This is a genomic window from Chromobacterium sp. FG89, from assembly GCF_057808735.1.
The window spans coordinates 1-12,429 of record NZ_JBMDIQ010000035.1 but is presented as its reverse complement, the minus strand read 5'-3'; the positions used below and the strand labels follow the sequence as shown (position 1 = coordinate 12,429).

The window sequence follows — 12,429 nt, the reverse complement described above, 5'->3', positions numbered from 1 at the left end:
CGGTTCAAGAGCATGCCCTCAAGCATGCTCTTGTTCCATGCGGAGACAGATATGTTGAAATTCCTCGATCACCTTGAGGAGTGGATGATCGCCTGCCTGATGGGGGCGGCCACCCTCATCACCTTTACCGCGGTGCTGCACCGCTACGGTTCGGGCATCGCCACTCTGCAACCGCTGCTCGCCCACATCAATATGTCCTGGGCGCAGGAGCTGACCATTTACCTCTTCGTCTGGATGGCCAAGTTCGGCGCCGCTTACGGCGTGCGCACCGGCATCCATGTCGGCGTGGATGTGCTGATCAACCGGCTCAGCGACAAACGCCGCGGACGTTTCATCGTCTTCGGCCTGCTGGCCGGCGCGCTGTTCACCGGCACCGTCGCCGTCATGGGCGCGGATTTCGTCTGGGACATCGCCCACACCGATCAAACCTCGCCGGATCTGGAGGCGCCGATGTGGCTGGTCTACCTGGCCATTCCCTGTGGTTCTTCGCTGATGTGCTTCCGCTTCCTGCAAGTGGCCTGGAACTTCCTCAGGACCGGCTCGCTGCCCAAGCATGACCACGGCCATGTGGACGGCCTGGACGGCGACGAGCAGCTGGACAATATGCACCCCCACGATATGCATCACGGAGGCCGCCCATGAGCGCCTTGATCATTTTCGGCCTGTTGATGCTGCTGATGCTGACCGGCATGCCGATTTCCATCTCCCTGGGCCTGACGGTGCTGACCTTCCTGTTCACCATGACGGATGTGCCGGTCACCTCGGTGGCGCTGAAGCTGTTCACCGGCATCGAGAAGTTTGAAATCATGGCCATCCCCTTCTTCATCCTGGCCGGCAACTTCCTGATGCACGGCGGCGTGGCCAAACGGATGATCCGCTTCGCCACTACCCTGGTGGGCCACTGGTACGGCGGCCTGGGTCTGGCCGGCGTGGTGTCCTGCGCGCTGTTCGCCGCCATCACCGGCTCATCTGTCGCCACCGTGGTGGCGGTGGGTTCCATCATTCTGCCGGCCATGGTCAAACAGGGCTATCCGCAGCGCTTCGGCGCCGGCGTGATCACCACTTCCGGCGCGCTGGGCATTCTGTTTCCGCCGTCGATCAATCTGGTGATGTACAGCATTGCCACCGCCGGCATGGATGTCACCGGCCCCAACGGCATGAGCGTCAGCACCGCCTCGGTGGGCCAGCTGTTCATGGCGGGCGTGCTGCCCGGCCTGTGCCTGTCCCTGCTGCTGGGCCTGACCACCTGGTTCCGCGCCAAAAAGTTCGACTACCCGCGCCTGCCCCGCGCCGGCTGGGGCGAGCGTTGGCAGGCTTTCCGCGACAGCGTCTGGGGGCTGTTGTTGATCGCGCTGGTGATAGGCGGCATTTACAGCGGCATCTTCACGCCCACCGAGGCGGCGGCGATGGCGGCGGTGTACGCCTTCGTGATCGCGGTCTTCGTCTACAAGGATATGGGGCTGAAGGACGTGCCCAAGGTCTTGCTGAACGCGGCGTCCATGAGTTCCATGCTGCTCTACATCATCACCAACGCGGTGCTGTTCTCCTTCTTGCTCGCGTCCGAGCAGATTCCGCAGGCGATGGCGGCCTGGATGACCGGCCAGGGCCTGGGCATCGTCGCCTTCCTGCTGCTGACCAATATCCTGCTGCTGGCGGCCGGCAACTTCATGGACCCGTCCGCCATCGTGCTGATCATGGCGCCCATCCTCTATCCGGTGGCGGTGAAACTGGGCGTCAATCCCATCCACTTCGGCATTCTGATCGCGGTGAACATGGAAGTGGGCATGTGCCACCCGCCGGTGGGATTGAACCTTTACGTGGCTTCCGGGATCACCAAGATGGGCATCACCGAACTGACGGTGGCGGTCTGGCCCTGGTTGCTGACCATGCTGGGCTTCCTGGTGGCCGTCACCTACATTCCGGAGATCTCGCTATGGCTGCCGCGCGCGCTGGGCATGGTGAATTAGCATCCGCCTGACAGGCGTGAAAACGCGATGGCATGCGCCATCGCGTTTTTTGTCCGACAAGGCGATAGCCCCGCCCGCCCTTAAGCCCGTATAATGTGTAGTTACTCTCTTACACCAACCAACCACCTAAAGATCAACCTCAGGAGTCCCAGAGAATGGACGAGCAATTGCGCCAGAGCGCACTGGAATACCACCAGTACCCCAACCCGGGCAAAATCCAGGTTGCCCCGACCAAGCCTCTCACCACCCAACGCGATCTCGCCCTGGCCTACTCCCCCGGAGTGGCGGCCGCCTGCGACGCCATCGTGGAAGATCCGCTGAACGCCTACAAATACACCGCGCGCGGCAATCTGGTGGCGGTGATCTCCAACGGCACCGCGGTGCTGGGCCTGGGCAATATCGGCGCGCTGGCCGGCAAGCCGGTGATGGAAGGCAAGGGCGTGCTGTTCAAGAAGTTCGCCGGCATCGATGTGTTCGACATCGAGGTCAACGAGCTGGATCCGGACAAGCTGGTGGACATCATCTGTTCGCTGGAACCCACTTTCGGCGGCATCAACCTGGAAGACATCAAGGCGCCCGAGTGCTTCTACATCGAGAAGAAGTGCCGCGAACGCATGAACATTCCGGTGTTCCATGACGACCAGCACGGCACCGCCATCGTGGCCGCCGCCGCGGTGCTCAACGGCCTGCGCCTGGTGGAGAAGGACATCGCGCAAGTGCGCGTGGTGGCCTCCGGCGCCGGCGCCGCCGCCATCGCCTGCCTGGACCTGCTGGTGGCGCTGGGCGTGAACCGCGACAACATCACCGTCTGCGACTCCAAAGGCGTGATCTACGAAGGCCGCGACGAGAAACTGGACGACTCCAAGAAACGCTACGCGATCAAGGACAACGGCCAACGCAAGCTGGCCGACGCCATGGCCGGCGCCGACATCTTCATGGGCCTGTCCGGTCCCAAGCTGGTGTCCCAGGACATGGTCAAATCCATGGCCCGCTCGCCGCTGATCCTGGCCATGGCCAACCCGGAGCCGGAAATTCTGCCGCCGCTGGTCAAGGAAGTGCGCCCGGACGCCATCATCGGCACCGGCCGTTCGGACTATCCGAACCAGGTCAACAACGTGCTGTGCTTCCCCTTCATCTTCCGCGGCGCGCTGGACGTGGGCGCCACCACCATCAATGAAGAGATGAAGCTGGCCACGGTGCGCGCCATCGCCGACCTGGCGCTGGCCGAGCAAAACGACGTGGTGGCCACCGCCTACGGCGACCAGGAGCTGTCCTTCGGCCCGGAATACGTGATTCCGAAACCGTTCGACCCGCGTCTGATCGTCAAGATCGCGCCCGCCGTGGCCAAGGCCGCAATGGATTCCGGCGTGGCCACTCGCCCGATCCAGGACTTCGACGCCTACGCCGATCAACTGGCCCAGTTCGTGTACAAGACCAATCTGTTCATGAAGCCGGTGTTCGCCCAGGCCAAGAAAGACCAGAAGCGCGTGGTGCTGACCGAGGGCGAAGACGAGCGCGTGCTGCACGCCACTCAGGAAATCGTCACCCAAGGCCTGGCCAAGCCCATCCTGATCGGCCGCCCCAGCGTCATCGACATGCGCATCCAGAAGCTGGGCCTGAAACTGGTGGCCGGCAAGGACTTCGAGATCGTCAACAACGAATCCGATCCGCGCTTCGCCGAGTACTGGAAAGAGTACTACCAGCTGACCAAGCGCAAGGGCGTGTCCCAGGAGCAGGCTCGCCGTCGCGTGATCGGCAACACCACGCTGATCGGCGCAATGATGGTGCGCCGCGGCGACGCCGACGCGATGATCTGCGGCACCTACGGGCCGTACCGCCAGCACTTCGACATCGTTGAAACCGTGCTCGGCTACAACAACCCGGAGCAAGTGGCCGGCGCGATGAACGCGCTGATCCTGCCCACCGGCAACATCTTCATCGCCGACACCTACGTCAACGCCGACCCGAGCGCCGAACAACTGGCCAGCATCACCCGCATGGCCAGCGAATCGATCAAGCGCTTCGGCATTGCGCCCAAGGCCGCGCTGCTGTCCAACTCCAGCTTCGGCACGCTGAACAGCGCCTCGGCGCAGAAGATGCGCGCCGCCTTCGACCAGATCCGCTCGGCGCAGCCGGATCTGGAAATCGACGGCGAAATGCAGGGCGACGCCGCGCTGGTGGAAAGCATCCGCAACCAGGCCATGCCGGACAGCACGCTGAAAGGCTCGGCCAATCTGTTGATCATGCCGAATGTGGAAGCCGCCAACATCAGCTACAACCTGTTGCGCGTTTCCGCCTCCGACGGCGTGACCATCGGCCCCATCCTGATGGGCATGAGCAAGCCGGCTCACATCCTGACCCCGATCGCTTCGGTGCGCCGCATCGTCAATATGGTGGCCCTGGCCGCCGTGGACGCGCAGAACAGCAAGTAAGCGTTTGCCTGGCATTTAAGGCATATACTGAACGGGCAAGCACAGCTTGCCCGTTTTTTCTTCGCCAAGGGAGCCGCTCATGAGCAACGAATTCAACCCCAACGACCCCTTCTCCCTATTCCGCCAGTTCTGGCAAACCGCCACGCCGCCGGGCATGCAGCCCTTTCTGCCGCCGATGAGCGAGGAGGAGATCGAGCGCAAGCTGGCGGAATTGCGCGTGGTGGAAAGCTGGCTGACCATGAATATGGGCATGCTGAGCATGCAGATCAAAGCCCTGGAAATGCAGAAGTCCGCGCTGCACTCGATGCGGCCTAAAGACCCGCCGCACAATTGAAACCGCCCCCGCCCCGATGCGGCCGCGCTCAAGTTTGCTTGGCGCGCAAACAACGCTACACTCTACCGTCCGGCCGCGGATCTTCCTGGCAGAAGCCCGCGGTCGCCATGCCTCAAGGTGATGAACGGGACGGCTCGCCCTCCCCTTTCCCATAACAATTAACGACCACTTTTCCGCGGACTCCATGCGTTTCTCCACTCCTTACGCCGCGCAGCCCGCAGATTCCGGCCTGCCTTCCATCCCCGTCTGGCTGTTCTTGCTCATCGCCGTCGCCTGGCTGCTGCCCGGCCTGGTGGGTCATGAGCCCTGGAAGCCGGACGAAGCCTACACCTTCGGCCTGATCCGCCATATCGCTCAGACCGGCGACTGGATCGTGCCGACGCTGGCCGGCGAGCCCTTCATGGAAAAGCCGCCGCTGTTCTTCATCAGCGCCGCCTTCACCATGCAATTGTTCAGCGGCTGGCTCAGCGCGCCGGACGCCGCGCGGCTGGCCGCCGGCGGCTGGATGGCGCTGGCCCTGGCCGGCACCGCCGTCTCCGCCGGCGCCTTGTACGGCCGCCGCGCCGCCGCCTGGGGCGCCTTGCTGCTGCTGGGTTGCCTGGGCCTGCCGATGCGCGCCCATCAAATGATCACGGACACCGCCCTGTTGGCCGGCATGGCCTGGGGGCTGGCCGGACTGGTGCTACTGCGCCGGCGCGCCTTGCTCGGCGGCGCGCTGCTGGGCCTGGGCGGCGGCGTCGCCTTCTTGAGCAAGGGCCTGCTCGGCCCCGGCTGCCTGGGCCTGACCGCCTTGTTGCTGCCGCTGCACCCGGATTACCGCAACCGCCGTTACGCCGGCGGCCTGCTGCTGGCCGCGTTGATCGGCCTGCCGCTGGCCGCGCTGTGGGGCTTGAGCCTGTACTTGCGCGACCCGGCCTTGTTCCAGCTGTGGTTCAAAGTGAACAACTTCGGCCGCTTCGACGGCAGCGCCCACCTGGGTCCCAAGGCGCCGCGCCTGTTCTACGGCCGCACCCTGCCCTGGTACGGCATCCCGGTCTTGCCGCTGGCCTTGTGGGGGCTGTGGCGCGGCCGCCGACAATGGACCCGCGCCTGGCCGGCGGCGCCGGCGCTGCTCTGGCTGGTGACGCTGACCGTCTTGTCGCTGGCGGGCGACGCCCGCGAACTCTATGCGATGCCCTTGCTGCTGCCGCTGGCGCTGCTGGCCATCGCCGGTTTGCGCGCCGGCGAATCCCATCGCGGCTGGCGCGCGCTGTCCGGCTTCAGCCTGTTTCTCTGCCTGGCGCTTGGCGCCTTCGTGCTCGCCGTCGCCTGGGTGCTTTCCACCGGCGAACCGGCGCAATGGTCCCGTCACCTGCTGCACCGCAAGTTCACCGATTGGCACCCGCAGTGGCATCCATGGACCTGGCTGGCCTTCGGCCTGATCGCCGGCGGCGCGGCCTGGCTATGGCGACGCTTCCCGGCCGATACCGCGCCCGGCTTCGCCTGGCGCTGGAGCCTGACCATCGTGCTGTTGTGGGGCGGCCTGGCCACGCTGTGGCTGCCGGCGCTGGATCACGGCATGCGCTACCGCGAAACCTTCGCCCCGCTGCGCCCTGTCCTGGCCGACATCGGCCGGCAAGGCGAATGCGTCGCCAGCGTCGGCCTGGGCGAACCCCAACGCGCGCTGCTGGACTACTACGCCGATTACCGCACGCTGCGGCTGGAAAGCACGTCGCAAGCCAAAGACTGCCGCTGGTTGCTGGTCCAGTCTCTTCACGACCAGCTGCCGGCCTTTCTCCGCGGTCTGACGCCGATGGCGAGCTTCCAGCGTCCGGGCGACCCGAAGGAACGCTTCCGCCTGTATCGGCTGGAACAACCTCTGGGCCAGCTGTTGGATACGGGAAAATAATTACAATGTATTTAATTTCAGACGAAATCGTCACAATTCGTCACAATTTGCCCCATATTCATTAACAATCACAGCGCCGCGATAACGTAGCCTTAACCCTTTTTTTCTTGAGGTTATGGTATGTCGGCGCTGAACGCGGTGGATTTATTCTGGTCTCTGGCCAGCGGGCGCTTCTCCCGCAAGGACGGATTCGACGAAGGGAAGAATCGCTGCAAATTCGCGCTGCGCGGACTGCTGACCCTGCCCTGGACGCTGCGCTGGCTGGACAGCTGGGGCCAACCCGCGCTGCGCCGCCATCTGCAGGCCAATCCGCGGCTGGCCTGCAAGCTGCACCGCCCCTATCTGTACCGCGCTCTTGGCCCAAGCGGCAAGCTGGCGGCTCTGCGCGAACACTATCAGACGCTGGCGACGCGGGTGTCTCCCGCCGCCTACCGCAGCCTGCTCAGCGACGCCGGTCTGCCGCTGGCCGCGCTGCTCGGCAAAAACGAGGCCGCGATCACGGCGGTGCTGACGCACCGCCACAGCTTCGACAAAGAAGGCGAGTTGTCCTTGCAGATCTGCTCGGAGGAAGGGATCGCCATCGCCACGCTGACCTTCACCATCACCCGCCATCAAGGCGAAACCGCCATCATCATCGGCGGCCTGCAAGGCCCGCGCAAACCCCATGGCGCGGAAGCCGTGCACCAGCTCACCAAGCAAAGCCACGGCCTGTTTCCCAAGCGTTTGGCGGTTGAGGCCTTGGTCGCGCTGGCCCAGGAAATAGGCGCTAACCAGGTGCTGGCCGTCAGCAAATGGCAGCATATCTACAGCTCCTGGCGCTATCGCCGCCAGTTCTTCGCCGATTACGACAGCTTCTGGGACACCTTCGACGCCCAGCCCACCGCTTGCAAGCGCTTCTTCAGCCTGCCGCTGCAACTGCCGCGCAAGCCCCTGAGCGAGATCGCCAGCAAGAAACGCGCGGAATATCAGCGCCGCTACGCCTTGCTGGACGAACTGGCCAGCCAGAGCCGCAGCGCCGTCACGCGCCGGGCCGCCTCAAACTGAAAGCCGTCTTAGCGCGGCTGAACTCGTCGCCGCCCAGCTTGCCCACCAAGTCCAGGGCCTTGCTCGCCACGCGGCCGTCCCGCCACGCCTCGTCCGCCACATGCACGTGGCGCACCTCGCCCAATACCAGATTGCCGGCGCCCGCGCCTTCGCCCAGCACCAGGCACTGGCTCAGCACGCATTCGAAACGCAGCGGCGCCTGTTCCACGCCCGGCGCCCTCACCTGCCGGCTGCGCGCCTTGCTCACGCCGGCCAGATCGAACTCGTCCACCTCCGGCGCATAAGGGCCGCAGCTGAGGTTCATCGCCTCCGCCAAGCGCTCCGGCACCACATTAACGACGAACTCGCCGGTGGCGCGGATATTGGCCAGGGTATCCTTCTCGCCGCCGCTAGCCGGCGTCAGAATGCTCAGCGCCAGCACCGGCGGCTTCACGCTGGCCACGGTGAAGAAGGAAAACGGCGCCAGATTGGCCACGCCCCGCAAGTCCTGAGTGCTGACCCAGGCGATGGGCCGGGGCTGCACGCTGCCCACCAGCAAAGGGTAGACCGCCTCCGGCGGCAAGCTCTTGATGTCGCAGTCCATGGGGATTCCTCCTAGATGCCATCATTCTAATGCTGCACAGCAACAAAATACCAGCGCCGCCAATTGCGCCCGGCGATGGTGTCGCAACCGCTCGGCAGGTAAAATGACGCGATGAACTCACCTCGTTTTATCCATCTGCGCCTCCATTCGGAGTTCTCCATCACCGACGGCATCGTACGCCTGGATGACGCCATCAAGCGCGCCATCAAGGACAATATGCCCGCGGTGGGCATGTCCGATCTGATGAACATCTTCGGCATGGTCAAGTTCTACAAGGGCTGCCGGGACAAAGGCGTCAAGCCCATCGTGTCCTGCGATGTCTGGCTGGAAAACGAGGATGACCGCGACAAACCCTATCGCCTGATGCTGACGGTGAAGAACCGCCAGGGCTACGGGCGCTTGTGCGAACTGCTGGCCGACGCCTACACCCACAATCAGTACCGCGGCCGCGCCGAACTCAAGCGCGCCTGGCTGGAAAACGGCGACAACAGCGGCCTGATCTGCCTGTCCGGCGCCCACATGGGCGACGTGGGCCAGGCCCTGCTGATGGGCCAGCGCGACGAGGCGCGCCGCCGCGCCGAATATTGGGAGAGCTGCTTCCCGGACAGCTTCTATCTGGAGTTGCAGCGCCTGAACAACCCGCAGGTGGAGCACGCGCTGCAAGCCTCGCTGTGGCTGGCCGGCGAGACCGGCCTGCCGGTGGTGGCCACCCACCCCATCCAGTTCATGGACCCGGACGACTTCAAGGCCCACGAGGCCCGCGTCTGCATCGCCGAGGGCTTCACCCTGGGCGACAAGCGCCGGCCGCGCAGCTTCGAGGAAAACCAATACTTCCTGTCCACCGAGCAGATGCTGGAGCGCTTCGCCGACATCCCCGAGGCGCTGGAAAACTCGGTGGAAATCGCCCGCCGCTGCAATATCAGCGTGCAACTGGGCAAGAACTACCTGCCGCAATTCCCGACGCCGGACGGCATGACGCTGGACGACTACCTGGTGCACCTGTCCCAGGAGGGACTGGAAGAACGGCTGGTCAAACTCTATCCTGATCCGGAAACGCGCGCCCAAGAGCGGCCGCGCTACGACGAGCGCTTGAAGATCGAGTGCGACACCATCATCCAGATGGGCTTCCCCGGCTACTTCCTGATCGTGGCGGACTTCATCAACTGGGCCAAGAACAACGGCTGCCCGGTGGGTCCCGGCCGCGGCTCCGGCGCCGGCTCGCTGGTGGCCTACAGCATCGGCATCACCGACATCGACCCGCTGGCCTACGCGCTGCTGTTCGAACGCTTCCTCAACCCCGAGCGGGTCTCCATGCCCGACTTCGACATCGACTTCTGCCAGGACAATCGCTACCGCGTGATCGAATACGTGCGCCAAAAATACGGCGCCGAAGCGGTGTCGCAGATCGCCACCTTCGGCACCATGGCGGCCAAGGCCGTGGTGCGCGACGTCGGCCGGGTGCTGGACCTGCCGTATATGTTCTGCGACGGCATCTCCAAACTGATTCCCGCCGCGCCCGGCAAGCAATACTCGCTGGACGACGCGGTGGAAATGGAGCCGGTGCTGCGCGAGCGGCTGGAAAACGAGGAGGAACTGCGCGAGCTGTGGGAGTTGGCCAAGAAGCTGGAAGGCCTGACCCGCAACATCGGCATGCACGCCGGCGGCGTCTTGATCGCGCCGGGCAAGATCACCGACTTCTGCCCGATGTACCAGGCCAGCGGCGACGGCTCGGTGCCGGTGTCCATGCTGGACAAGGACGATGTGGAAAAAGTGGGCCTGGTGAAGTTCGACTTCCTCGGCCTGCGCAACCTGACGATTATCGAACTGGCGGTCGGCTACATCAAAGACCTGGACCCCAGCTTCGACACCGACCTCAATCTGCTCGAGTTCACCGACGCCGCCGCCTACAAAGTGCTGCAGCAGGCCAATACCACCGCCGTCTTCCAGCTTGAATCGGACGGCATGAAGCGGCTGCTGGAAAAACTGAAGCCCGACCGTTTCGAAGACATCATCGCTGTGCTGGCCCTGTACCGTCCGGGCCCGCTCGGCTCCGGCATGGTGGACGACTTCATCCTGCGCAAGGCCGGCAAGCAAGAGGTCGACTACTACCACCCGGACCTGCAGGCCTGCCTGGACCCGACCTACGGCGTGATCGTCTACCAGGAACAGGTGATGCAGATCTCGCAGATCATCGGCGGCTACACCCTGGGCGGCGCCGACATGCTGCGCCGGGCGATGGGCAAGAAAAAACCGGAAGAAATGGCCGAGCACCGCGGCAAGATCGCCCAGGGCGCCGCCACCAAGGGCTACGACCCCAAGCTCGCCGAAATGCTGTTCGACCTGATGGCCAAGTTCGCCGAGTACGGCTTCAACAAGTCGCACACCGCCGCCTACGCCGTGGTCTCCTATCAGACCGCCTGGCTCAAGGCCCACCACACCGCGGCCTTCATGGCGGCCACCATGTCCTCGGAATTGGACAACACTGACCAGCTCAAGGTGTTCTACGACGACAGCGTGGACGGCAAAAACGGCCTGATCTTCCTGCCGCCCGACGTCAACCAGAGCTACTACCGCTTCGTGCCGGTGGACCGCAAGCACATCCGCTACGCGCTGGGTGCGATCAAGGGCACCGGCGAAGCCGCCGTCGACCACATCGTCGCAGTCCGCGCCGCGTCCGGGCCGTTCAAGGACTTGTTCGACTTCTGCAGCCGCACCGACAAGAAAATCGTCAACAAGCGCGTGATCGAAGCACTGATCCGCGCCGGCGCCTTCGACAGCATAGAGCCCAACCGGGCCAAGCTGTTCGGCAACGTCGGGCTGGCGATGGACGCCGCCGAACAGGAGCACGCCAACGCCAATCAGGGCGGCTTGTTCGACATGTTCGGCGACGACGTCGCCCCCAGCGTGGAAATGGTCGAGATCAAGCCGTGGAGCGACGCGGTCAAGCTGGCGGAAGAAAAGCTGGCCATCGGCTTCTACCTGTCCGGCCACCCTTTCGCCGCCTACGCCAAGGAAATCCGCGGCTTCATCAAGACCCCGCTGTCCCGGCTCAGCCCGCGCAAGGAGCCCCAGTTGCTGGCCGGCTTCGTCACCGGCATCCGCGTCAAAGTGGGCAACCGCGGCAAAATGGCCTTCGTGCAGCTGGACGACGGCAGCACCAAATTGGAAGTCAGCCTGTTCGCGGAAAGCTTCGAAGCCAACCGCAGCCGCTTGAAAGACGACGTGGTGCTGGTGATAGAAGGCAAGGTCAGCGAGGATAACTTCTCCGGCGGCCTGCGCATCATCGCAGACAAAGTCTATGAGCTGGGCGAGGCGCGCAGCCGCTACGCGCGCAGCCTGTCGCTGAAACTGGCCGGCAAGGTGGACGTCAGCAAACTCAAGGCCCAGCTGCACCCGTTCCGCAGCGAAGACGCCGGCTGCCCGGTGCGCATCCATTACAACAACGGTGCGGCCAGCGGCGACCTGATGCTGCCCCCGCCCTGGGGCGTCCGGCTGGACGACGGGCTGTTGCTGGCGCTGCAGGACTGGCTGGGCAACGACAAGGTCAAAGTGATGTGGTGAGCCGCCGCGCTCCCGCCAAGCCGCGCCCAGCGCGGCTTTTTTCTTGCCCGGCGCTTTGCAAGCGCCGGGCATTGCAGTAGGCTTGCCCGCTCAAACGCACCACAGAAGAGGATGTTTTCAGATGACGGCACGCCCGGCGCAACTCCAAGACGTCGCCCCGGTCTTCCAGATCGAGCAAGCGGTATTCGGCCACCACGTCTACCCGGACTTTTTCTTCCGCCAGGCCCACGACCTGTGGCCGGACCTGTTCTTCGTCGCGCCGGGCGCGCAAGACGGGGCACTGGGCGGCTACATCATCGGCGCGCCGGGCAGCGAGCAAGGCGAATTCTGGATCATGTCGCTGGCGGTCCACGAGCATTGCCGCGGACAAGGCGTAGGCAAGCAACTGCTGCAAGCCTTGCTGCGGGCGCTGCGGGCGCGCCAGGCCAGCCACGCTAAACTGACGGTCCACCCCGACAACCCCGCGGTCAGGCTGTACCAGCAGCTTGGCTTTGTCGTCGTCGAACATCAGCCTCATTACTTCGGCGACAACGATCCGCGCCTGGTCATGCGCGCGGATTTCTAGCCGTCCAGACGCAATAAAGCCTCCCTTTGGGGGAGGCTTCTGTGTCGCCATTCAA

Annotated in this window: 9 protein-coding genes; 8 read left to right on the top strand and 1 reads right to left on the bottom strand. The window is 64.3% G+C overall.

The window, feature by feature from the left end:
• Positions 1–51 precede the first annotated feature (51 nt).
• From ACODRW_RS22935 to ACODRW_RS22910, 6 genes are all read left to right on the top strand, one after another.
• Complete coding sequence (locus tag ACODRW_RS22935) at positions 52–642, top strand: TRAP transporter small permease (protein WP_107800819.1); 591 nt, start codon at positions 52–54, stop codon at positions 640–642.
• A complete protein-coding gene (locus tag ACODRW_RS22930; RefSeq protein WP_081548523.1) occupies positions 639–1,967 on the top strand; it encodes a TRAP transporter large permease in 1,329 nt (442 codons plus the stop codon). Before ACODRW_RS22935 ends, ACODRW_RS22930 begins: the two co-directional genes overlap by 4 nt.
• A gap of 155 nt (positions 1,968–2,122) precedes the next feature.
• On the top strand, positions 2,123–4,399 hold the full coding sequence (locus tag ACODRW_RS22925) for an NADP-dependent malic enzyme (RefSeq protein WP_107800820.1): 2,277 nt from the start codon (positions 2,123–2,125) through the stop codon (positions 4,397–4,399).
• A gap of 79 nt (positions 4,400–4,478) precedes the next feature.
• Entirely contained in the window at positions 4,479–4,733 is a 255-nt protein-coding gene (locus ACODRW_RS22920) for a PhaM family polyhydroxyalkanoate granule multifunctional regulatory protein (RefSeq protein ID WP_107800821.1), read from the top strand.
• A 184-nt stretch (positions 4,734–4,917) separates the two neighbouring features.
• On the top strand, positions 4,918–6,621 hold the full coding sequence (locus tag ACODRW_RS22915; protein WP_488906759.1) for an ArnT family glycosyltransferase: 1,704 nt from the start codon (positions 4,918–4,920) through the stop codon (positions 6,619–6,621).
• Positions 6,622–6,741: 120 nt separating this feature from the next.
• Complete coding sequence (locus ACODRW_RS22910) at positions 6,742–7,665, top strand: VirK/YbjX family protein (RefSeq protein ID WP_488906758.1); 924 nt, start codon at positions 6,742–6,744, stop codon at positions 7,663–7,665.
• Here the strand turns inward: ACODRW_RS22910 and ACODRW_RS22905 are convergent.
• Entirely contained in the window at positions 7,640–8,248 is a 609-nt protein-coding gene (locus ACODRW_RS22905; RefSeq protein ID WP_235084698.1) for a flavin reductase family protein, read from the bottom strand. The genes ACODRW_RS22910 and ACODRW_RS22905 overlap by 26 nt on opposite strands.
• 111 nt (positions 8,249–8,359) lie before the next feature.
• On the opposite strand from ACODRW_RS22905, the gene dnaE reads away from it, so the two are divergent.
• Both dnaE and ACODRW_RS22895 read left to right on the top strand, forming a co-directional pair.
• Positions 8,360–11,809: a DNA polymerase III subunit alpha gene (gene dnaE, locus ACODRW_RS22900; RefSeq protein ID WP_488906757.1), complete on the top strand. Its 3,450-nt coding sequence runs from the start codon at positions 8,360–8,362 to the stop codon at positions 11,807–11,809.
• Between the two features lie 121 nt (positions 11,810–11,930).
• Positions 11,931–12,374, top strand: coding sequence for a GNAT family N-acetyltransferase (locus ACODRW_RS22895; protein ID WP_488906756.1), 444 nt, complete (start codon positions 11,931–11,933; stop codon positions 12,372–12,374).
• The last annotated feature ends 55 nt before the right edge of the window (positions 12,375–12,429 follow it).